19 protein-coding genes and 2 pseudogenes are annotated in these 22,258 nt (G+C 58.6%); 8 read left to right on the top strand and 13 right to left on the bottom strand.

Annotated features, from left to right (window positions below; genetic code table 11):
- Positions 1-98: 98 nt before the first annotated feature.
- Entirely contained in the window at positions 99-479 is a 381-nt protein-coding gene (locus ACVWVQ_RS13065; RefSeq protein WP_457508903.1) for a pyruvate kinase, read from the bottom strand.
- A gap of 166 nt (positions 480-645) precedes the next feature.
- Between ACVWVQ_RS13065 and ACVWVQ_RS13070 the strand changes: the two genes are divergently transcribed.
- From ACVWVQ_RS13070 to ACVWVQ_RS13080, 3 genes are all read left to right on the top strand, one after another.
- A complete protein-coding gene (locus tag ACVWVQ_RS13070) occupies positions 646-993 on the top strand; it encodes a hypothetical protein (RefSeq protein ID WP_457508905.1) in 348 nt (115 codons plus the stop codon).
- A gap of 128 nt (positions 994-1,121) precedes the next feature.
- Positions 1,122-2,324 carry an LptF/LptG family permease gene (locus ACVWVQ_RS13075; protein ID WP_457508907.1) on the top strand — a complete coding sequence of 401 codons (1,203 nt, stop codon included), beginning with the start codon at positions 1,122-1,124 and terminating at the stop codon, positions 2,322-2,324.
- 72 nt (positions 2,325-2,396) lie between these two features.
- Positions 2,397-2,543 carry a hypothetical protein gene (locus ACVWVQ_RS13080; protein ID WP_457508909.1) on the top strand — a complete coding sequence of 49 codons (147 nt, stop codon included), beginning with the start codon at positions 2,397-2,399 and terminating at the stop codon, positions 2,541-2,543.
- Positions 2,544-2,628: 85 nt separating this feature from the next.
- Here ACVWVQ_RS13080 and ACVWVQ_RS13085 read toward each other — a convergent pair whose 3' ends face one another.
- From ACVWVQ_RS13085 to upp, 3 genes are all read right to left on the bottom strand, one after another.
- Positions 2,629-3,336 (bottom strand): tetratricopeptide repeat protein, encoded by a 708-nt coding sequence (locus tag ACVWVQ_RS13085; RefSeq protein ID WP_414375473.1) that lies wholly within the window; start codon positions 3,334-3,336, stop codon positions 2,629-2,631.
- Positions 3,323-4,207, bottom strand: coding sequence for an HAD hydrolase family protein (locus ACVWVQ_RS13090; protein WP_414398481.1), 885 nt, complete (start codon positions 4,205-4,207; stop codon positions 3,323-3,325). The genes ACVWVQ_RS13085 and ACVWVQ_RS13090 overlap by 14 nt, the downstream gene beginning before the upstream one ends.
- Before the next feature lie 270 nt (positions 4,208-4,477).
- Positions 4,478-5,167: a uracil phosphoribosyltransferase gene (gene upp, locus ACVWVQ_RS13095; RefSeq protein WP_011433955.1), complete on the bottom strand. Its 690-nt coding sequence runs from the start codon at positions 5,165-5,167 to the stop codon at positions 4,478-4,480.
- Between the two features lie 571 nt (positions 5,168-5,738).
- Between upp and ACVWVQ_RS13100 the strand changes: the two genes are divergently transcribed.
- The 3 genes from ACVWVQ_RS13100 to ACVWVQ_RS13110 all read left to right on the top strand — a co-directional run bounded on the left by ACVWVQ_RS13100 (position 5,739) and on the right by ACVWVQ_RS13110 (position 9,790).
- Positions 5,739-6,815 (top strand): ABC transporter substrate-binding protein, encoded by a 1,077-nt coding sequence (locus ACVWVQ_RS13100; protein ID WP_011433957.1) that lies wholly within the window; start codon positions 5,739-5,741, stop codon positions 6,813-6,815.
- A 472-nt stretch (positions 6,816-7,287) separates the two neighbouring features.
- A complete protein-coding gene (gene nadA, locus ACVWVQ_RS13105; RefSeq protein WP_457508911.1) occupies positions 7,288-8,226 on the top strand; it encodes a quinolinate synthase NadA in 939 nt (312 codons plus the stop codon).
- Between the two features lie 70 nt (positions 8,227-8,296).
- Entirely contained in the window at positions 8,297-9,790 is a 1,494-nt protein-coding gene (locus ACVWVQ_RS13110) for an L-aspartate oxidase (RefSeq protein ID WP_457508925.1), read from the top strand.
- Between the two features lie 14 nt (positions 9,791-9,804).
- On the opposite strand, the gene ACVWVQ_RS13115 is transcribed toward ACVWVQ_RS13110, so the two are convergent.
- From ACVWVQ_RS13115 to ACVWVQ_RS13130, 4 genes and pseudogenes are all read right to left on the bottom strand, one after another.
- Positions 9,805-10,507, bottom strand: a protein-coding gene (locus tag ACVWVQ_RS13115; RefSeq protein WP_457508927.1) for an IS5 family transposase whose coding sequence is annotated in 2 segments (ribosomal slippage) — positions 9,805-10,216 and positions 10,215-10,507 — 705 coding nt in all. Because the reading frame shifts where the segments join, the coding sequence is not laid out codon by codon here.
- 91 nt (positions 10,508-10,598) lie between these two features.
- Positions 10,599-11,354, bottom strand: a pseudogene (locus ACVWVQ_RS13120) (helix-turn-helix domain-containing protein); the annotation flags it as partial.
- Positions 11,242-11,784 (bottom strand): annotated as a pseudogene (locus ACVWVQ_RS13125) (IS607 family transposase); the annotation flags it as partial. The pseudogenes ACVWVQ_RS13120 and ACVWVQ_RS13125, both read right to left, overlap by 113 nt.
- Positions 11,785-11,857: 73 nt before the next feature.
- Complete coding sequence (locus tag ACVWVQ_RS13130; protein ID WP_457508913.1) at positions 11,858-13,240, bottom strand: nicotinate phosphoribosyltransferase; 1,383 nt, start codon at positions 13,238-13,240, stop codon at positions 11,858-11,860.
- 318 nt (positions 13,241-13,558) lie between these two features.
- Between ACVWVQ_RS13130 and ACVWVQ_RS13135 the strand changes: the two genes are divergently transcribed.
- Together ACVWVQ_RS13135 and ACVWVQ_RS13140 are read left to right on the top strand one after the other, a co-directional pair.
- Positions 13,559-14,620, top strand: a complete 1,062-nt coding sequence (locus ACVWVQ_RS13135; RefSeq protein ID WP_414408493.1) for a cysteine hydrolase family protein — start codon at positions 13,559-13,561, stop codon at positions 14,618-14,620.
- Between the two features lie 441 nt (positions 14,621-15,061).
- The gene (locus ACVWVQ_RS13140) at positions 15,062-16,396 is read left to right on the top strand and encodes an ATP phosphoribosyltransferase regulatory subunit (RefSeq protein ID WP_457508915.1); all 1,335 of its coding nucleotides are present in this window, start codon (positions 15,062-15,064) and stop codon (positions 16,394-16,396) included.
- On the opposite strand, the gene ACVWVQ_RS13145 is transcribed toward ACVWVQ_RS13140, so the two are convergent.
- The 5 genes from ACVWVQ_RS13145 to tsaB form a co-directional block, all read right to left on the bottom strand.
- The gene (locus tag ACVWVQ_RS13145; protein WP_457508917.1) at positions 16,371-17,474 is read right to left on the bottom strand and encodes a DNA polymerase III subunit delta'; all 1,104 of its coding nucleotides are present in this window, start codon (positions 17,472-17,474) and stop codon (positions 16,371-16,373) included. The two genes, ACVWVQ_RS13140 and ACVWVQ_RS13145, sit on opposite strands and share 26 nt — an antisense overlap.
- Positions 17,475-17,477: 3 nt before the next feature.
- Entirely contained in the window at positions 17,478-19,841 is a 2,364-nt protein-coding gene (locus tag ACVWVQ_RS13150; RefSeq protein WP_457508919.1) for a hypothetical protein, read from the bottom strand.
- Positions 19,842-20,292: 451 nt separating this feature from the next.
- Positions 20,293-20,766: an acetyl-CoA carboxylase biotin carboxyl carrier protein gene (gene accB, locus ACVWVQ_RS13155; RefSeq protein ID WP_457508929.1), complete on the bottom strand. Its 474-nt coding sequence runs from the start codon at positions 20,764-20,766 to the stop codon at positions 20,293-20,295.
- 69 nt (positions 20,767-20,835) lie between these two features.
- Positions 20,836-21,393: an elongation factor P gene (gene efp, locus ACVWVQ_RS13160; protein ID WP_457508921.1), complete on the bottom strand. Its 558-nt coding sequence runs from the start codon at positions 21,391-21,393 to the stop codon at positions 20,836-20,838.
- Between the two features lie 36 nt (positions 21,394-21,429).
- Positions 21,430-22,137 carry a tRNA (adenosine(37)-N6)-threonylcarbamoyltransferase complex dimerization subunit type 1 TsaB gene (gene tsaB / locus ACVWVQ_RS13165; protein ID WP_457508923.1) on the bottom strand — a complete coding sequence of 236 codons (708 nt, stop codon included), beginning with the start codon at positions 22,135-22,137 and terminating at the stop codon, positions 21,430-21,432.
- Positions 22,138-22,258: the final 121 nt, after the last annotated feature.

A 22,258-nucleotide genomic window follows, 5' to 3' on the forward strand; every position in this document is an offset into this window, starting at 1 on the left:
CCAAAATAATCCGCCGCTTCTCTCGGTTTTACATACCTAGCCATGCCAAGCAGCCATACTGAACATACTGTACATTATTTTCAGTATAGTCCAGCATATCATTGACTAGAGTCATGCTCCAGCACCACGCCTGCCGGCTCGATCCTTACCACGCGGGCGCCGATTTTGCCGCCGTCGATCCAAACACTTGCCCCTACCTGCAGGTGCGCCAAAACCTCCGGCAGGCTGCAGGTCACCTGGCAGGAGATATCGGCGCTGGCCTCAGGAACCTTCGCGGTGAGCAGGATGCGATCCCCGCGGTACACCTTGGTTTTGCCGGGGGGCATGGCCACTGGGCCGGTGCGGATCTTGGGGCCAGCCAGGTCCAGCAAAATCTTGCAACGCTGTTGGGTCTGGGCTTCGGCCTGGCGCAAGTGGGCCACCATTTTCTCCCACACCGAGGGCTCGTCGTGGGTGCAGTTGATGCGGGCCACGTTCATGCCCCGCTCCAAACTGCAGCAACAGCTCCGGCTGCTCGGCGGCTTCGCTGGGCAGGGTCACCATGATGCGCGCGCGGCGATGGGGAGAAGGGGGGCCAAACAGCGCCTCGGCGTGCTGCTCTAGTGCCGTATCTCCGGCGTAAAACTCTTCATAGCTGGGTGCCGTATGGGTCAAACCCTGGGTGGCTGCCAAAATAGCAATCACCGCATCCAGGCTCTCCAGAACCCGCGACTCACAGCGCCCCAGCGAGGACAGCCCCGCAGCCGCCAGCTCCAGTTGCAAGCTGCGCAGATCCTGTTGGCGCAGCGCCAGGTAGCGCGCCAGGTTGTGGATGGCCGCAGGAGGGCTCGTAAGGCAGCCCCAAGCGGCCAAGTATTTCTGGGATCCCTCTACAACCTGCTGCCGCAGCTCCAGGAGCCGCTCCAGCAAACTCCTAAGATTGCAGGAGGGGGAAGAGGAGGAAACCATGTCGAAAGTCTTCCCAAGACAAACCCGGCCCAATTCTATGCCTGAGCTTACTTGGGGTCGATCATAGGCGGGTTAGGTTGAGAAAGGAAGGCGATAGCCTTTCATTGCCCAGTGTTCCGGTCTAGAGTCGTTAACAGCCTTCGGCTGTCCTGCCTACTACTTCCTTGGGTTGCGTGAAACTTCATTCTCTCCCTCCTGCCCGTTCCCGCGAGCGGCCTGACCACAGGCTCTCCCTCGTTTGCGCGGTGGGCCTGATGGATCGCTATGTCCTCTCGGAAATGCTGCTGCCGTTTCTCTTTGGGGTGGGGGCTTTCACAACCTTGGTGATGGCGGTGGGATCCCTGTTCGAGCTGGTGCGCCTGGTGGTGGAGGCAGGGTTATCGATTTCAGCAGCCTTGCAGGTGTTCGTGCTGCGGGCGCCGGGGATCATCGTTTTGACGTTCCCGATGTCCATGTTGCTGGCGACGTTGCTGGCCTATGGGCGCTTGTCTGCCGACAACGAGATCACGGCCTTGCGCGGATGCGGGGTGAGCCTTTACCGCCTCATGGTGCCTGCCCTCGTCCTCAGCTTGCTGGTGACGACGTTAACGTTTCTGTTCAATGAGCTGGTGGTGCCGGTGAGCAATCGCCAAGCGGCCACGACTTTGAATCGAGCTTTAAATCGGGATCCCGACTTCCGGCGGGAGAATATCCTCTACCAAGAATTTGGCGAGATCCTCATGCCTGAGCCGGACGGCACCTTTTCCCGGCGACAAGGGCTAACCCGTCAGTTCTACGCCCGCAGCTTCGATGGGAAGCAAATGCGCGGCATTATCGTCCTAGATTTTTCCAACGAAGCGCTCAACCAAATCCTGCTGGCCCAACGGGGACGCTGGGATCCCCAAGAGAATCTTTGGGTGTTTGAGGATGGCACCAACTACATCGTTTCTCCGGATGGCACCTACAGCAACATTGCCACCTTCAGCCGGCAGGAGTTGCGCCTGCCTCGCGCACCACTGGAGCTGGCTCAAGAGATCCGCAGCCCTGAGGAAATGAACATTCGGGAGCTGAAGCATTACGTCGAGGTGATCGCCAGTTCTGGAGATCTGCAACGGGTGCGCCGTCTACAGGTCAGCCTCAACCAGAAGTATGCCATTCCTTTCGCGTGTCTGGCGTTTACCCTGATTGGGGTGCCTTTGGGGCTGCGCCCGCAGCGCACCGGTTCCTCTTTGGGGTTGGGCATCAGTGTGCTGATTATCTTTGCCTTCTATGTGCTGCTGTTCATCACCCAGGCGCTGGGACAAATTGGGACGCTGGGGCCAGCAATGGCGGCTTGGTTGCCCAACTTGATCTGTGCCGCCGTAGGGCTGGGGTTGCTTTACCGAGCCAATCAGTAGCTGCTGGGCACCGTTTCTCCAGATGTAGGATAAAACTGCCCAATGGATTCTCGTATTCTGGAGAGCTCCCCCATGGAAGTTCAAGCTTGGATGAATTGGATGTTTGGCGGATTAGCCCTGCTGATCTTGGGGGGAGGCATGCTGATGATGTTCACCACGGTGTTCACCACCAAAGGGCCCCAGCCCGAAGATTCTCAGTCGGATCCCAAAAAGGGGTGAGCCTAGCCCAAGGCCCGGTGACCAGTGGGATCCCTGGCATCCAGCTACATGCCTTCATGGGTTGTCAGTCTGGGCCGAGAGAGAACTAGTCCCGCTCCTGTTGGCGGAGCCGCTGCAGAAGCGAGAGGGGTTTCTCTTCCTCTGGCCCTTTCTTTTCAGTCGCAGTTGGCAGGGCGGCTGTTTCTGTTTTCTGAGGTTCGAGCAAGAGCTTGGCGGCTTCTGACTCGACGGCTGGAGGACGAGCCGGGTTTTTTCCTTGTTGGCCGGGCAGGGGCACAGACTCCAGAGTGGCCAGTAAAGATTGAATATGGCTGTGGGTTTCCGGATGGTTGCTGGCGGCATGGGCCAAAAGGGTGAGCTGCTCTTTGGCTGCGGCCAGGTTCCCCAGCTTGAGATCCACCAAAGCCAGTTGATAGCGGGCCTTAAAGCTACTGGGATCCACCTCTACCGAGCGTTGAAAGGCAGCGCGCGCCTCCGCCAGCTTGCCCTGACGGGCGTAGATCAAGCCGAGGTTAAAAGGCACATCGGGATCCCGTTCGCTGGGCAGCACCAAGGTTTTTTCTTCCAGTTCAATCGCGCTCCGGTAGGCGTTGATGGCCAAGGTATGAAAGCCCATCTGCAGGTAGCGGGCTCCGTCTTCCTTCAGTTGGGCGACCGTCGGTTCTCCTGTCAGTAGGGTCATGGGCGGTTGTGCGTAGGCGGGCATGGCCATCGCCAAACTCAGCAAGCATCCCGCCGTTCTCAAGCCCAGGGGGACAGCCTGACAACCGCTCTGCTGCTTATTCATCACCATGATCTGTTTCCTCCAACCACATCAACACCACTTCATTCCACCCCTCTGGGCCGGGGAGCTGAGCCAATTGCCATTGGGGCAGGGCCTCACTCCAGAGGCTATCCGCAATTGGGCTGGGAAGCACCACTTTTTGCTCCGTCCACCGCAAAAAGGCCACATCGGGCGGGGAACAACCAATGCCCAAAGCCTTGATAGGGCCCAAATGCCGTTGATAGCAATCCAGCAGCCGCCGCACCGCCTGCTCCCCCGGCGAGAAATTGGGTTCTGCGGCCATCGTTGGCCGTATCCATCCGGTCAGATACCATTGCGGCAGGCTGGAGAAGTGGAGCTGACGCACCCGCAGCAGATGTTGGGTGAGGTTGGCCTCTTGTTGGGCAAAAGCTTCCCGTAGGGTTTCGGGATCCCCGGAATAGCTGAAAATCTCGCTGTACTCTCGCTGCTGCGCCCGCTCCGCCTCTTCCAAAGGGATCCCGGTGGCAGCGGCCAGTTCAGAGGCAGTCCAATCCCCAAACCCGATCAAGTCCAAGTGGAAATCTTGGCGCACCTGTTGCAAGATGCTGCGCAGGCGAGAATAGGGCAGACCCAAGGCATACACGTAGTAGGGCGGTCGGTGTTGCCACTGCTCATCCAGAATGCCCGCCGGGAAGTAATGCTCAGGCACGTAAACGGCGGATCCATCCTCGCAGATGAACGGATGCTCCAGGCGTAACTGCCGCCGCACCTGCTCCAGTTGAGCACGGGTGCGCAGGCTGTAGAGCACCAAGGGAATGGAGCGGCGCTCTAGGGCAGCCAAGGCTTGTCGGGCAGCACCATAGCTGTTGGACTCCAGATCCAGCAAGCTGCCATCCAAACTGGTAAGGACAAGTCGCATAGGCGCAGGAAGGGAAAAGGTGCTGGCCCCGTCAGAATTGCAAGTAGCGCGACCGGCTGAAGCGTCCTACAGTACCTATGATCCAATAGCTTGACCAATCTGAGGGGGGTTAGCCTCAAATGCTCTCCCTCAAAGCATCTGGGTGAATGGGCAATCCGTGCGCCAGAAGTGGTAAAAGCTCGATTGAGCACTACAGAATGCGTGTGTCGCCGAAGATCTTGGCTCAAAAACCAGCAGCAGAGAAGACAGACAGATTGAGTGGGTCAGTGGCTAGTTTTCTGTGCCAAAGGCACGATCCCCTGCATCCCCCAGCCCGGGCAAGATAAATCCTCGATCGTTCAGCCGCTCGTCAATCATGGCGCAGAAGATTTGCACCATCGGGTAGTGGGATCCCAACCGCTGTAACCCTGGGGGCGCTGCCAATGCGCTGACAATTCTAACCAAGCTGGGATCCGCCCCCCGTTTTTTTAGCTCATCCAAAACCCAGAGCAGCGTGCCCCCGGTGGCCAACATCGGCTCGGGAATGAGAATGCGCATCTGTTCAGGGATCCGCTCTGGAAGGCGATTGAGGTAGCAACTGGCCTGCAGCGTTTCCTCATCCCGCACCATGCCAATGTGAAAGATCCGCGCCTGGGGCAAAAGGGCTTGACAGCCTTCCAGCATCGCCAAGCCAGCCCGCAATACAGGCACAATGCCCAGCAGGGTATCCGGCGCAATGACCTCCGCGGCAACGGGTTCCAAAGGGGTTTGCACCTGAACGGTCTGGGTGGGGATCCACTCCCGCATCGCCTCATAGGTTAGCCAGCGGCCCAGCTCCGACATGGCCGTGCGAAACAGGGGCATGGGCGTCTCCGCATCCCGAGCCACGGTTAGCCAGTGCTTAATGAGCGGGTGAGGGGGGACATAGACACGAAGCTGCTGACTTGCCACGGGAGAATGCCTCAATCTGGGCGGTAGCATAGCGGGTTGCCTTAGCAGAAAGCAAGCTCTAGAAAGCAAGCTCTCCAATTGGCCGCAACTCCATCCCGACCGGGGATAAATTGCCAACAGCTCCGGCAAATGCTCAAGGGGTGGGGCTCTTTGACCCAGCAAGATTGCGGCAGAATGAGATCTGCAGGTTACTTCGAGCGCCGGTCAGGTTCGGTGGCTACAGGTTTGAGATAGACCAGGGCAAGGCTGGTTTCGGGTTTTGTTCCTCTTGCCATTTGCGAACTGAGGTGCTGGCCCCAGGGCAGCTTGGCCTCCCGCCGATGGAACCGAACGCCAACGGCTCTCGTCTGCAAGTGCCGGTAGCCGGAGATACCGCTCTGCCCAAGGGTTTCTGGCTTAATGGGGTGTCGCAAGTTACAGCCTGTTCACAAATTAAGGGATACAAAACTTAAGGGATACAAAACATCGTGTTTCTGAGGCTTGACTCCGATGAGGTTTAGAACAAGTAGGTTTACAACCGTATCCGTAGCCCCTCAATAGGCTGTACCTGCATCTTTGGCCCCCTCACACCTTGCAAGGATTAGCTTAGGGAGAATGGATTATGGCTTCGTCTCAACCCTCTGACTCGAACACCAAGGCTCTGAGCCGCCGTCAGCTTCTCAAAGTGGGAGCCGCAGCCCTTGGGGGCGGTCTGCTGGCGGCAGGGGGCGCCCAAGCTCAGCGCAAACCCTCTCCCACCCTGATCGTGGCTCAGGGATCCGGCCTGGATCGCGTTTCCTATGCTACCAACTGGTATGCTCAGGCGGAACACGGCGGCTTTTATCAGGCGGTGGCGACCGGCATCTACCGCGAGCATGGCCTGGATGTGACCATCAAGATGGGTGGCCCCGGCATCAACATCACCCAAGTTTTGGCCGGTGGAGCTGCCGAGTTTGCCATGGGGGGAAGCACAGGGGTGATCAATGCTGTGCGAGAAGGGATCCCTTTGGTGTGTGTGGCAGCCATTTTCCAAAAAGACCCGCAGATCATCATGACCCACCCCGGCACCCAGCGCTTTGAAGAGCTCAAGGGCCGGCCCATTTTCGTCTCGAAAGGGGGGCTTGCCACCTACTGGCCCTACCTGAAGGCCCGCTTTGGCTTCACCGACGACCAAGTTCGCCCCTATAACTTCAACCCCGGCCCCTTTTTGGCGGATCCCAGCTCAGCTCAGCAAGGCTATCTGACGTCTGAGCCTTTTGCCATCCAACGGGAAGGGGGATTTGAGCCGGTGGTCTTCCTCCTGGCGGATTTGGGCTACAAACCCTATGCCACCACCATCGAAACCCGTCGCCAACTGGTGGAAACCAAGCCCGACTTGGTGGAGCGATTCGTGGATGCCTCTATCAAAGGCTGGTACAGCTTCTTGGAGGATCCCCGTCCGGCCTATCGCTTGATCAAGCAGGACAACCCGGAAATGACCGATGCCCAGTTGGCCTATAGCTTCGAGAAACTGCAGGAGTACGGCATCATCTTGTCCGGCGATGCGCTGGAAAAAGGCATTGGCGCCATGACCGACAAACGCTGGCAAGACTTCTTCGACAGCATGACAGTGGCCGGCGTGTTTGAGCCAACCATCAACTACCGGGCTGCCTATACGCTGGACTTCGTCAACAAAGGCACGGCCTACTACACTGCCTGACCAAGAAAACCGGGTTTAGCGCTCCGCGCTGCTAAAGCGAACAAGCCCCGCCCCCTGGGACGGCCTTTGCTTCATTGCTACACGACGCTTTCGCGAACGCCTATGACGGCGCGGAGTGCTTGAAAGAATCCCCTGCCTTTATGCAGGGGGGAATGTCAACCTGAGCCAAGTCCTCGCTAGATGCTGTTTTACTGCTGCGCAACGCCGTCGCAACCGATGCTACTTTGGGAAAACAACCTAGGCCCAGCTCCAGCTCAACCGAGCGCCGCGAAAGGCTTCTCCGAGCGTCTTGGCTAAAGCAGAGTCAGCCAACTGCAGGAGATACGCTTTCTGCTATCGCTGCGCGCTGCTCCTGCGAGCCCATTAGCGGGACAAAGTCCTCAGATCGCGTCCAGCTTACAGAGGAACAAAGCCGTTATTGCTACGCAACGCTGTCGCGACAAGAAGTCGAGAATGATAAGGAGAAACTCTATTGCTACGCAACGCTGACGTGACCGTCCAGGAGATTGTTCGGCTCAAACAGGAAAGGCAGGCGGTCATCCTTGCCCATTCCTATCAGCTCCCCGAAGTTCAAGAGGTAGCAGACTTTGTGGGAGACTCCTTGGGGCTGGCTCGAGAGGCTCAAAAGACGAGCGCCCAGGTGATCGTCTTTGCGGGCGTGCATTTTATGGCAGAGACGGCTGCCATCCTCAACCCCGAAAAGACGGTGCTGCTGCCGGATCTGGAGGCGGGCTGTTCCCTAGCCGACAGCATTCGCCCAGAAGATGTGCTGCGGTGGAAGGCAGCCTGCCCTGAGGGCCTGGTGGTGGCCTACGTCAACACCGCTGCCGAGATCAAGGCTCTGGCAGATGTCTGCGTAACCAGCGCCAACGCAGTTCAAGTGGTGGCCAGCCTGCCCCGGGATCGCCCCATCTTCTTTGTGCCGGATATGTTTCTGGGAGCCCACGTTGCTCAGGTAACCGGGAGGGAGCTGGATCTCTTTCCGGGAGAGTGCCACGTGCATGTCGGCATCCGGGAAGAGCACCTCAAGGCGATGGTGGAAGAGCACCCTGGAGCGGAGTTCCTCATCCACCCCGAGTGCAGTTGCGGCTCTAGCTGTCTCTTTCTCAAACCGGATGCCAAGCTGCTCTCTACCGAGGGCATGGTGCGCTACGCCAAAACCTCGGAAAGCCGCGAGTTCGTGGTCGCTACTGAGGTGGGCATTCTCCACCGGCTCAAGAAAGAAGCTCCAGACAAGACCTTCATCCCTGTCAAGGCAGAGGCCGTTTGCGAGTACATGAAAAAGATTACCTTGGAAAAGATTTATCGCTCCCTGCAGGAGATGCGCCACGTGATTCAGGTACCCCAGGACGTGGCTGAGAAGGCTCGCCGGTCGATTCTGGCCATGCTGGCAGTGCCTGCCGGGGCTTAAATTGGAGCGCAAGGACTACGTGGCGCTGCTGCAAGAGTGCTATGCCTACGGCAGGGAAATCGCACCGCTAGTGCGATGGCAAACTGATCTGCTGATCCTGGGAGCGGGGGTGGCGGGGGTGTACGCAGCCTTGTGGGCCGAAACCCAGGGGGCGACAACTCTGGTGGTAAGCAAGGATCCCCTTCCCTCTGGCTCTACCCCTTGGGCGCAGGGTGGGGTGGCTTTTCCTGTGGATGAGGCGGACGTAGAAGCCCATATCCAAGATACCTTGCAAGCGGGCCGTGGCCTGGTGGAAGAAAAGGTGGCTCGCTCCATTGTGGAGGAAGCACCCTTGCACCTGGAGAGACTTTTGCGCTGGGGCCTTCCTTTCCATCCCCAACCTGTCCGGGAAGGGGGCCACTCCCAAGCGCGGGTTCGCCATCTGGGGGGGGATCGGAGCGGACTGTGGCTCCTGAGAGGTTTGCTGGCTCGCCTCAACAGGCTGCCTTTGCAGGGCTACACAGCCCTCAGCTTTTTGCTGGCGGGGGACAGGGTGGCGGGGGCCTTGCTTCTTGGCCCTGAGGGGCCGGTGGAGGTGAGGGCCGGGGCAGTTCTCCTGGCTACGGGAGGATTTGGCAGCCTCTTCCCCGTCTCGACAGCTCCCTCGGGAGCTACCGGCGATGGGATGGTGCTGGCTTGGCGGGCAGGGGCCATCCTCAGGGATCTGGAGTTTGTGCAATTTCACCCCACGGCTTTGCCCAATGGAGCGCTGGTGAGCGAGGCAGTAAGAGGAGAAGGGGCCGTTCTCCTCAACGCCTTTGGGGAGCGTTTCATGCCTCGGTATGCGGAGCGGGGAGAGCTGGCGCCGCGGGATGTGGTAGCTCGAGCCGTTTTCTGGGAGCGGGAGCAGACAGGGGGAACCTACCTGGATCTGCGGGTCGTCGAACATCTGGAGGAGCGTTTTCCCACCGTTGTTGCTTCTGCCCGCGCCTTGGGGTTGGATCCTACCAAGGATCTGCTGCCGGTTGTTCCCGCCGCTCACTACGTGATGGGTGGGATCCGAACGGACGCTTTCGGCTTCACCGGACTGCCGGGCCTTTATGCTGCCGGGGAGGTGGCTTCCACGGGGCTACACGGGGCCAATCGTTTGGCTTCCAACAGTCTCTTGGAGGGGCTGGTTATGGGCAAGCGGGCTGCTTTGGCTGCCTTGCAAGACTTGGGAGAGGTGAGCTTCGCCCGGCGACTGCAAAGGCTACCCGTTCTGGCGGCATCTCCCTCCATCGTGCCGGCTCTGAGGCAGCGAGTTGGGGAAGCTTTGGGCGTTGTGCGCGAGGGAACACGGCTGCGGGCTTTTCTGGCCTTTGTCAAGGAACTTCCCCTGCAGGAAAAGCCTTGGGCCAGCCGGGAAGAGGCTGAGGCAGGCAGTCTGCTTTTGCTCGCCCGTCTTGTAGCGCAGGGGGCGCTGCTGCGGGAAGAAAGCCGAGGAGCCCATTTCCGCGAGGACTTTCCCCAGGAAGGGGAGCCCTTCCATACAGAGGTGCGTGGTTCAACTTTTTGTCGTCATAGTCATTTCGATTCAAACTAGGTTGTGTTGATCTTTTATTTGAGCCAAAAGAGAGCACTGACGAGATAGAGAAAACTCAAGAAGTTTCTTGCCAATTTGCCAAAACGAGAACATAGATGCCGGTACTGCTTTAACTTATGAAAAAAGCATTCGATTAAATGCCTTTCTTTATATAAATGCTTGTCATAATGCCGCTGCATCTTTCTATTTCTTTTAGGCGGAATAACCGCTTGAGCTTCCCCTATCTTCTCAATCAACTTATTGGCATCATATCCTTTATCCTCAATTACCTTGGTATCCTCTCTCTGCCAGCCCTCTATCAATTCTTCCCCTTGAGTAATATCGTTCCTTTCTCCGCCAGTTATCCTCAATTCCAGCGGATTTCCCAACCTATCTACACTCACATGAATCTTAGTGCTGTATCCCCCCGGCTTCTCCCCAAAGCTTGCTCCCCTTTTTTCCAGCAGCATAGGAGTGCGCTCGAACCATGGTTGAATCAATAATGAGATGCTCTAAATCAGGGTCGTCAATAAAATACTTGAACATCCGTTCCCACACTCCAAAACGACTCCACCGGTGGAATCTTTGATAGATGGTGTACCATTTGCCATATCCTTCTGGGAGGTAGCGCCAAGGAGCACCGGAACGGGCTATCCAAAGAACTGCTTCAATAGACTGTTTACAGTTTGCTTCTTTCCCAATGTTAACTCTCTCTTCTGTCCGTAAAAAAGCCAATATCTTCTGCCGTTTGTTTTCATCTAAAAAACCAACTTCATCCTCTTTCCACCATAAATTATTCTCTCTATCTTAACATAAGATCAACACGACCTAAGTTCCTGATTTTTTGACGCAAGCGAAACGCTGCTTGCCGCATTCGCCTACGCTTTTGCCTCGGTGCCTGGCTCAGCCTCGATTGCAACTCATCCAGGTAGTGGCACAGCCGTGTTATCCGGCCAAAGTCGCCTTTGGCAATATCCACAAAACCTTCCCCATCAAACCCGGTGAGGAAAGTTCTCACCCCAGGGTCAAGCGCTATGATTCCCGTTGCCAACGAGCACTGCTCGTTCACAGGTTCAGGGAAGATGGCATACCACCTGTCTTTCACCCGCACTAGCTCAGTTCCATGTGCCCATTATCTGGGCATCTCCTCGGATGCACGAAACGCCAAACCTCGGGTGAGTTTCGGATACCACGTCCCATTGCGAAAGTTGCCGGCGTTGAATTGCAGCGTATGCGACCTGTCCCGCACACTGCGAAACCTCGCGTCTTTGCTTCGGCGAAACGCCAACCACGCCTCGATGACCGCGTTCTGCTTGATGTGGCAGGGGGCGTCCTTCACCCACCGGGGCAGGTCGGAGTGCAGGATGATGTCCCGCAGCTTTCTGGCCGTTTTTGGGGCACCGTGCTGGCACTGATGGGCAATCGCTTGGTTGTAGCAATACCGGCACGCTGCTTGCCAGTGTTTCCACACCTTAGCCAGAGCGGGTTCGGGATAAATCCTGATCTTCCTGGATTGCAGTTCGGTACTTCCTGAGTCCGCTGAGCCGATGACTGAAGCCGTGCAAAATGGCAAGAATATCCTCAACCCATTCCTGTTGGGGAGAGTGGTCTTGGTGATTGAGAACCACGTTTGCGTCAGCGGAGCGGAGCTCTTTCTCGAACCCGTGTTGACGGCAGTACCAGGCAACAAGCTCAAATCCAAAGCGGCAGAGGCGGTCTTTATAGGCGACCACAAGTGTGCCGACATCTCCTGCACCGATTCGTTCCAGTAGGGCAAGGAACCGTGGTCTTTGGAAGTGGAGACCGCCGCCAATGTCTCCGACCCCTTCGGCTCCAGAATGGAGGCTAACCAATCGAGCAATCTGTCGCTCCAAGTCGGGTTTTTGCGCTCGGCTGATAACTCTGGCGTAGAGAACAATGTGCTTCTGCTTTCCGGGTAACTTGATGTAGCTATCGAGGTCATATCGCCTTGCTCGTCCTGAAGGTGTTCGTACTGCCGACGAGCAACTTCTTTGGGAGTTACATATCGCGCCATGCTGAATACTATGTTCAGCATGGTTCAATGTTGCTTGGATTAGAATCCGCTCCTCAGGCAGTGCCCGCCGAGGCACAGTCCTGACCGAGGGTGTGGTCTTTCAACCGCTGCAAAGTTGCAGTCAGGGCCATGGGCCAGGGATCCGGCTGGCGCAGTTGTCGCACCCCCTGAGGCAGGCGCAGCACAGAAGCGCGGCTGGTGCGGGCAATGGCTTCCAAATCCGGCAAGGGATCCAGCAGCAGCCCTTTTTCCATGACTTTGCGCAACAGCGGTTCGTAGCCAGGAGGCGGGGGCTCGTCAGCATGGCCCAACAAGTCTCCTTCAGGGCCGCGAAAGATCTGCTTGCGACCGGGAAGGGTGGCTTTGGCAAAGGAAGCTTTGGCCACTGGGATCCCGTTGATTTCCACCAATTTGTACACCCCGTTCACGCCTTCTCCGGTCACCAGGCGGGTGCCCACTCCATAGCCGCTGATGGGGGCCTGGGAGCGATGCAGGCGCTCGATCTCGTATTCATCCAAATCCCCACTGACGAACACCGGGGCTCCTTGAGGCAAAATCTGTTTCACCCGGCGAGAGAGATCTTCCAAATCTCCTGAGTCGATGCGCACCCCGCCGATTTCCCCGCGGGATCCCAGTTGATCTGGGCTTCTGGCCGCAAAGAGCTGGGCTGCCGTGCGCGCCCCTTGGATGGGGTCGTAGGTATCGATCAGCAGCGCAGCCTGGGGAAAGTAGCGCCGAAAGGACTGAAAAGCGCGGGTCTCATCTCCCGAAAGAGCGGCAATGGCCATCACCAGGGAATGGGCCATGGTTCCTGCCGGCTTGCGCCCCAATTTCAGGGCTGCCAAAACATTGGAGGTGGCATTGAACCCTGCCGCCAGAGCCGCCCGGGCTGCCCATAGCCCCGCCTGGGGACCAAAAGCTCGCCGGGTGCCGAACTCCAACAAAATGGCCTCATCCCCTGCTGCATCTCGCATACGGGCCGCCTTGGTGGCGATCAGGGTCTGGTAGTTAAAGGTGGACAGCAAGTAAGTTTCCACCAGTTGGGCTTGCCAGAGGGGGGCTTCCACCCGCAACAGGGGCTGGTTGGCGAAAATGGCGGTTCCTTCCGGCACCGCCCACACATCCCCCTCAAACCGGCAGCGGGCCAGCAGCTCCCAAAAGCGCTCCGGCGCATCGGCGAAAATGCCCGTTTCCCGCAGCGCTCGCAAAGCCTCGGGGGCGAAGCTCAGTTGCTGCAGATAGTCCACTGCCTGGGTGAGCCCCATGGCAATCAGATAGCCATAGTCGGTGGGCAGCCGCCGCACGAACAGCTCAAAGGCAGCGGGCTGAGCCTCTAGCCCTTCCCCCACATAGCAAGCGGCCATGGTGAACTGGTACAGATCGGTTAGCAAGCCATAGTCTTGGGGCTGCAACGACGAGAAATCAGGGCTCAACATGAAAAAACCTCAAGGCAGAAGCCGATGGGGAGCGATGGGATCGAGCAGAGAGCTGTCGCCAAGGTTATAGTGAAACTTACCATAAGTAAGCCTGCCTGTCCGGGATCCACCAGAAGCACCGCAACCCCCGAAAAGCTCGAAAAATCGGTCTCAACAAGACGCCAAATCCAAACTTAGCCGAGAACACAGGCGGCTATCTGGACAAAACCTCTTCCCCAACTTATAGTGAAACCAACCATAAGTACCAGCCCGACTTCCTTTAACCTTAGATCAAGCTTGTGCAAGCCTGGTCAATCCAGCCCCCACCGGGAGAACGCCATGAATGCCACTCTACAGGAGCTAACGGTTGCGGCTCCAGCGGGCCTTCCCCCCCACTTTGATCCGGAGCGGGTGGGGGAGATTTGGCGCGTGCCCTACCAACAGCGGGCAGCAGAAGCCGAGCGCTGGGCCAAGGAGCAAGGGATCCCGCCGGCGGAGGCCGATCAGGTGCGGGTGGGCTTGTTGCTCATTGATGTGCAGAACACCTTTTGCATTCCCGGCTTTGAGCTGTTTGTGGCCGGTTCCAGCGGGTTGGGAGCGGTGGAAGATAATCGCCGGCTTTGTCAGTTCATCTACCGCAATTTGGCCTGCATCACCCAGATTGTTGCCACCCTCGACACCCACACGGCCATGCAGATCTTCCACCCCGTCTTTTGGGTGGACGCACAGGGATCCCATCCTGAGCCGGCCACGGCCATTTCGGCAGCCGATATCCGCTGCGGGCGGTGGCGGGTGAACCCGGCTGTAGCCGCCAGCCTGACCCAAGGGGATCTAACCCGGTTGCAGGTCTACGCTCTGCATTACGCCGAGCAATTGGAGCAGGGGGGGAAATATCCCCTCATCGTCTGGCCCTACCACTCCATGCTGGGGGGGATCGGCCATGCCTTGGTGCCGGCGGTGGAGGAGGCGATTTTCTTTCACGGCATGGCCCGCCTTAGCCAGCCCAGCCTGCAGCTCAAGGGAGCCAACCCCTTGACGGAGAATTATTCCGTACTCAGCCCGGAGGTCTTGACCGGGCCGGAAGGGGATCCCATCGACGAGAAAAATGAGCCTCTTATCCGCCACCTGCTGCAGTTTGATGCGCTGATCGTGGCTGGCCAAGCCAAAAGCCATTGCGTGGCCTGGACGGTGAGTGACCTGCTGCAGGAAATCCAAGCCACGGATCCCAGCTTGGCCAAGAAAGTTTATCTTCTGGAGGACTGCACCTCGGCGGTGGTGATCCCCGGCGTTGTGGATTTCAGCGAACAGGCGGAGGCCGCTTTCGCCCGCTTTGCGGAAGCAGGAATGCACCGAGTACGCTCCACGGATCCCATCCGGGAGTGGCCTGAGTTTCCGCTCTGAAAGACTTATACAACACCGAGCAAAAGCGGACTTTCGCGCAGGTTGATGCTTTCTTTTTGCTTCCACGACCCATGGCCAGTGGTAGAGCTCACCTCTACCACCCCGCCAAAGGGATCTCCACAGGCGCGACTTCCCCGCAAGCTGCAGGTAGTTGCTCCTCGCTCTGAAAGAGCACACAGGCTGAAGGTGGAGCAAACTTTAGCCTAGGCGAAATGCCTACAAAAAATGTGCCAGCCAGCTCACCGGTTTGGCCAATCCACGTCAAGCTGCTATCGCCCAGACCAACAACGTCTGTCGGAAGGTTCGTCAGCGAGGTTGAGCATTGTGCTGCAAGCTAACCGATAGCCCGGTAAATCGAGGACTAGAGGGAAGCCCAAAGATCCCGGTCGATCTCCCTTCCAAGTGGTAGGATGCGGCAGGACAGCCTGTCGGAGTTGCCCTGTGTACAATCGCGTTAGCGGTGCGGAGCACTCTCACGTCAGCGGTGCGGAGCGCCCTGAAGCCAGTTCTACCGTCTCCAGCAGCCTGCGCCCCCCCAGCGGTGCCCGGGATCTCCTGCCGCGGGAGGTACAACGGCGGGAGAAGCTGGAGGCTCAGCTTACCCAGGTTTTCCGACGCTACGGCTACCAGCGCATCATCACTCCCACCCTGGAGCGGCTGGAAACGCTGCTGGCGGGGGGATCCATCCGTGCCGAGTCGGTGCTGCAACTGCGGGATGGCGAAGGGACGATGCTGGGGCTGCGCCCCGAGTTCACTGCTTCCATTGTGCGGGCGGCAGCCACCCGTCTAGCCGGTGGGCCTTTGCCGTTGCGGCTCTACTACCACGGCAGCGTTTTTCGCAACAGCCGGCGGGAGGAGGGATCCTACAGTAGCCAGGAGTTTTTTCAGTCCGGAGTGGAGCTGATCGGGGCAGGGGGATGGCTGGCAGATGCCGAGATTCTGCTGCTGCTGGCCGATTGCATTCGCTCGATCGGCATCTCTTCTTGTGTAAACGGGACGGAGGCCGCCTGGACGCTGCTGCTGGGAGATGTCAGCCTCACCGAGAGTTTGCTCAGCGCCGTTGCCCCCACGGCTCAAGCGGCAGTGCGCCGTGCCATTGCCCAGCTCGACTACGTTTACCTGGAATCGGCCCCTCTGCCGGAAGCCGCCCGCCAGATTGGCTTGCAGATTCTGGGGCTGCGGGGCCAGCCCGGCTCAGTTCTTTCTGACCTGGCTCAGTTGCCTGTGCCGCCTGAGCGGCTGCGGGATCTGCGGCAGCTCTGCCAGGTGCTGGAGGAACATGGGGTGCGGGTGGTGCTGGATCTGAGCTTGTTGCAAACCCTGGCCTACTACACCGGCATCGTTTTTCAGGCAGTGGCAGGCGGGGAGATCATTGCCTTGGGGGGACGCTACGACCGGCTGCATGCTCTCTACAGCCCTCAGCAGGTCGAACAGCCGGGGATCGGCTTTACCCTTCTGCCGGATACGCTGCTCCGGCTCTTGCCCCCCGACCCCAAAACCGAGGAGATGGGCTGCAAACGGTTGGTGGTGCCCCTGGTGCCGGCAGGGATCCCGGCGGCGCTGGCCTTGGCCGCCCGCTGGCGAGAAGAGTGCTATGCCTACGGCACCCTAACGGGAACCGCACCGCTGACGCGAATGGAGGCAGTGGAGCTGGAATTGCTGGATCGAGCTCCTGAAGAGATAGAAGTCTATGCTTGCCAATGTGGGATCCCAGAGATCGCCTGGGTACAGGCTGACGGCAGCTACCACATCACCCACCCAGACTGTTCGCGCTAGCGGGACGGAGTCCTTCGTTGGCCAGGTTGACTTCCCAACAGAGGCGTGGCTGCACCGATTGCAGCAGTTGTTGGCGAATGCGTTCCAATTGCCGGATGGCACCCCGTACCCCTGACGCGAGCGGCTGACGGGATCCCTGTGCCCAGAAATGCTGCTGCAAATAATCGATCAGCCACAGTTGGGTCGGCAGCTCCAAACCGGCCACCGCCCTGCCCAATTCCAACGCCTGCTGGAGAGAAGAGTGCCAGGGCCAACGTTTGAGTTCCTCAAGGAGCGACGGCGGGATCTGCCGTAGGTGCTGGTGGGCCAGCAGTGCCAAGCCGGGGCTGCCCTGGGCCAAGGCAATCAGCTCGGATCGAGGGATCCCTGCCAGATCTGGGCAACCCAACCCACTCAGCACCCGGTCGACCTCTTCTGGGCTGAGGCGGCGAAAAGGCACCATCTGGCAGCGGGACAACAGCGTCGGCAACAGCGAGGCCGCCTGGGGGGCGATGAGAACAATGTGGGCCGGGCCGGGCTCTTCCAGAGTTTTCAACAAAGCATTGGCAGCGCTTTCCGCCAAGGTTTCGGCTCCCTCCAGCACCACCACCGCTCCCGATCGCGTAAGCGGGACGGAGTCCTTTAGCGGGGCGGAGCCCTTTCGCTGGGCTCGAATCGGCTTGCGGGCACAGAAGCGGGATACCCCCTGCACCTGCTCCAGGCGAATTTGGGGCGGCGAGCGCCGTTGCAAGGTTTGCGCCTCCGGGGAGTCTGCCGCAATTAGGCGGCCTTGGTGCAGGTAGGTGGGGCTGACCCAGTGGAGATTGGGATGGTTGCCCGCCAGCAGCCAACGGCAGTGGGAGCACTTGCCGCAAGGGACCCCGGAGCTGGATTCGCACAAGAGGGCCTGGGCAAACCAACGGGCCATCAGCTTCCGCCCCACCCCTTGGGGGCCCAAGAAGCAGTAGCTGGAAGTCACCCGCCCCTTCTCCAGGGCCGCCACAAGCAGTCGTGCCGCCATCTCCTGCCCGACAATGTGCTGTGGAGGCAAGACCTTCATCCGCTTGACGGTCTCGGCGCTCGGACGGAGTTCTGGCATATCTCAGCATCCGCTGGCAGAAGCTGGCAGGAAATGTTTGCGAAAATACTGCAGCGTCTCCGGTCGCAATAACCCCCGCTCCACCAAGGGATCCCCCCAGTGGGGCGAAGATTCATCCATCGGCGGCAAGGACTCCAGCACTTCAGCAGCCAACAAGTCGGCAGCCTTGAGGAACTCTCCCACCGTGCGGCACCCCGACAAACGGGCAGAATACCCCCCATCCGCAAAGAACTTGATCGTGGTTGCCTTCAGGCCGGTACACTCGCCGATGACCGCGGTCAGCTTGCCCCCCGACTGTTGCCAGCGGCTGAGGATGTCTTGGATCTGGGGCCGATCCAGCAGGCCCGCCGCCTGTAAGTTTTGGAACAGATGCCTGGCCCATGGGGTGAGTTCTGCCAACAAGGGATCCGTCGGCGTATCCTCAGGAGTGTCGGCGTCGGTCTCGGGTTCCTCCGGTCTCCCCGTAAGGACTGCGTTTCGCTCACGCAAGCGTGCTGGCCCATCTTTGGCGGTTGAGCCAGAGAAGTTGGCTGCTCTCAACTGAGCCTGCGCTGCCTCGGCGATCAGCTTTTGCTGTTCGTAACTCACCTGCAGCAGACGGTTGCGATTCTGCTCAATCTTGAGATTCTCTTGCAGGGACTCCAGGCTCTGCCGATAGGCCGCCAGCAGCTCTCGCGCGTCTCGCAGTTCCACCGTCAAGTTGGCCTGCTGCTGTTGAAGGGCGCTGAGGCGGGATCCCGTGGTTTTCAGTTGTTGTTGAGCTTGCTCCAAGGCTTCTTGGCGGGCTTGCAGGGATCCCTCCAGTTGGACAATGCGCTGGTCGGCCTCGGCCCGTTCTGCCCTGAGCTGGTGGATCAGGGCTTGGCTCTGCTGCAGTTGCTCCTCCAGTTGAGCAATGTGCGCTTCGTAGTCACGGTTGGCTGCCATCAGCCGCGCCATTTCCGCTTGCAGTTGTTGTAGCTGCACCTGTAAGCTTTCCACCTGCTCTGGGGGAACATAGCCGGAAAGCCGCGCCATTTGGGCCTCGTGCTCTTGCTGTAACTGAGCGTAGCGCTCTTGCCACATCTGCAAAGCGGCCCTCAGCTCCGCAATCTGTTGCTCCAAGGCGGCAACCTGCTCTGGCCAGAAGGAATCCAGATGCCGGGATAGAGCAGCCTCTGACTCTGCAGCTTGCTGGGCAAGTTGGGCCTGCAACTGATCCCGCTCCGATCGGAGCTGCTGGATTTGATGAAGCGCTGCCTCCAATTGGGCGCGTAGGTCAGCCACAACGCTGCTGGGCACCGAGTCCAACTGGCGTTTCTGCAGAATCTGGATTTGCTCTTGCAACTGCTCCAGTTCCGACTGATAGCAATCTCGCTGGGTTTGCAACTGCCGCTGCGCCTTCTGCTCGGCAGCGCGGGCAAGGGCCAGCTCCGTTTCTAGACGTTGCAGTTGTTCCCGCCAAACCCGCAAATCCTGCTGCAGCGTAGCCTGGTGCTGGAGCTCCGCCTGCTGGAGACGAATGGTGGCTTCCAGTTTTTGAATGCGCTGCTGATACTGGTTTTGAAAATCGGCAATCTGCTGGTTCATGTTGGCCAGGATCCGATCCCATTCCTGTTCCTGGAGCTCGATTTGTAGCCGCAAGGCTTCCACTTGCTTGCGGTAGTCAGCCAAGGTGGCCGGTTGAGGCTCATCGGCAAAGGGATCCGAGGCCGCCGCAGCCAATGTTCCAGCCAATGTTCCAGGGATGGGATCTCCCCCAACTGCGGATTCGAGACTCGATGGCTGAATTGTTCCCTCGCAAGGGATCTTGGCCTCTTCGGGTACAGCCAAATCCTGGGCCAGAGCTTCTCGGCCAGGAGTTGCCGCTCTTTGGGGGGTAAGCTGAACCTCGGGTTTGGGATCCCTGGCCAAAAAAGGCTGCAGCGCCTCCCACGCATTGGGGGAAGCCATCCGCTGCAGTTGCACCTGGACATCCAAGGCGCGATCCAAAATGGCGGGCTGTACCCAACCTTTCCAGGTGAGGATTTCCCCCAATTTCCGCCCATAGCGACGCTGTTGAGCCAGAGCAACCCGCAATTGCTCGAAATCCAAATGGCCCAGCGCCACCAAAATCTCTCCTAGAGAAAGGGACTGGCTGGGCAGGAAGCGGTAGAGATCAGCCAGAGTGAGCCAGCCGCGCTCGAGACACACTTCTCCCAACTTGAGGTGGTTTTGCTGTTGCTCTCGCAGAGCCTGAGCCAACTGGGATTGGGAGATCAGACCCGCCCGCAGCAAACGCTGTCCCAGCGGTAAGCTCGACTCAGCCCCGTCGGCAGCAGCACCCTTCCCTTCCAGAAAGGGGAATGGGGTAGAACCGCTCTGGGAGGAAGAGGAGCGCGGAGGCATCAGAAAGGTTCCCAGCTCAGGACTATATTTGTTGTTGCTGTACTCTAGCCTATTGCTCCACAGGATAGAGCATAAAGAGATGACAACGCCACATTGCCGTATTGGCATTGTGGTCGTTTCAGGTTAGGGTGAGATGCCTGGGCTGTTGAGAAAAGCCTTTGGCCGGGGGCATTATGGCTCCGCAACGCTGACGCGACAACGCGACCGACGTTTTAGCCGTGGGCGCAGTGTCCTAGTTTGAATTGATGATTTGAATTGATGAATTGAAATGGCCATAATCGGAATGGCCATAATTGTGGACATAACTGACAGACATCAATGTTGGCTCTAAAGCCAACTCACTTTCTTCCTGCTTGAGAGAGAAGTCAAGCTCACCTGGCCCCTCTCGGGAGCGCTGCACCGGCAAGGCAAAGGAAATTGGGTCGCCAAAATCCGGCTTCTCCCTTGCCCACTAACCCGTGGGATCCAACCGCATCAACACCTGCCCAAACTCCACCGATTGCCCATTGCTCACCAAAATCTCGGTCACCACACCTGCCGTTTCAGCCTCGATTTCGTTCATCAGCTTCATGGCTTCGATGATGCACAGGGTTTGGCCCTTGTTCACCCGTTGGCCAACCCGCACAAAGTCAGGTTCACCTGGAGCTGGGGCGCTGTAGAAAGTGCCCACCATTGGTGACGTCACGTCTATCCAATGGCTGGGGGTGGATTTGGGAGCAGTGGGAGGAGGGGGCGCTTCTGCAGGAGCAGGAGGAGGCGCAGAGGAGACAATAACCGGACTGGCGGGGGTGGAGGAGAGCTCAGTCGGGATCCCCTTGCGCAAGGTGAGGCGAAAATCTTTGAACTCCAGAGTTAGCTCGGTAACATCGCTCTCTTGCAGAGCGGCCAGGAGAAGACGAATTTCCTGCCAATTGACAACATCCAAGGGAAGGTTCACTCCTGATGCATCACCTGTCCACAACAGAAATCCATAACCGAAAAGGAGAGGGAGAACTCACTCTCGGCCCAGATAGGTGTCGGTGCGGGTATCGACCCGAATCCGTTCCCCCACCTTGATGAACAAAGGCACCTGGATCTCAGCACCGGTCTCCAGCTTGGCCGGCTTGGTTCCCCCAGTGGCGGTATCTCCTTTCACCCCTGGATCTGTTTCCACCACTTCCAGAACAACGGTGTTGGGCAGCTCCACATCGATCACCTGCCCTTTCCAGCGCAAGATTGACACTTGCATGTTTTCTTTCAGATATTTCACGGCGGAGCCAATTTGGGCGGCGGTAATTGGAGCCTGCTCATAGGTCTCCATGTCCATAAACACCAAGTTGTTCCCTTCCGCGTAGAGATACTGCATCTCGACTTTTTCGATGGTGGCTGCGGGCAGGGTTTCACCGGCGCGGAAGGTTTTCTCCACAACGTTGCCAGTCTGCATGTTTTTGAGCTTAGTGCGCACAAAGGCTGCCCCCTTGCCGGGTTTCACATGCAGGAACTCGATCACCTTGTAGGGAGCTCCGTCAATTTCTACAGAGACGCCAGGGCGCAAATCGTTGCTTGAGATCATGTCAGCAGAGGGATCCGTTGCTTAGACTTCCCAATCTTACCGTGACGATGGGGCACTCCGTTCGCGCTGGGGAGACGGAGTCCGATTCAGCCCTCTGAGATCAATCGGGGGCTGGCGACCGTAGAGGGGCAGCACCTCCTGCCACTGAGGGCGCAATCCGGCCCGAAAATCGGCGCGGGCCAATTCTGCCAACGCCACCACAGGTGCAGAATCCACAAAATCGGCGGCATTCACGGATAGAGCTTGCGGCCAATGGCGGAGAAGGGCCTGCCAAGCCTCTTCCTCCCAAAGCTGGTCGGCCACTTCTGCAGCGACACCCTCTTCTGTCACCCGATACACGCCGCCATACCGCTCTCCTCGTTTGGCGTCCATCTGCACTGCCACCGTCAAGGGCTGGGGCGGGGATCCCTGCTCCTGCCACACCTGGCAGGCGAGGACGGCCAAAGCCGAGTAGCCGAACACGGGGATGCGCAGTTGCTGGCCCAGCAGACGGGCCACGCTCACCCCCAAACGGCTGCCCGTAAAGCTGCCCGGCCCCAAAGCTACAGCGATCCCGGCTACCTGTGACCAAGCCTGACGGGCCAAGAAGTCTCTCAAGCAGGGGTGCAACTGCGCTGCCATCTCCCGATCCAGCCACCAGCTCTGGCTGCGGGGTTCTCCCAGCCCCGGCTCCAACGGCAGCAGGGCCAGGCCCAAAACGGGTGTGGTGGTGTGGATCCCCAAAATCCAGCGGACAAGCGACATGGCCTCTCTCAGGATCAAAAAAGGTAGTTGACGAAACTTAACGGATGTTTTAAGTTTAGGTTGTCAATCTTCGCGCTTCCTTAGGGAAGTTTGACCTCATGACTACTGTTATCCAACGTCG

The sequence above is a fragment of the Thermostichus sp. MS-CIW-36 genome (assembly GCF_054059035.1).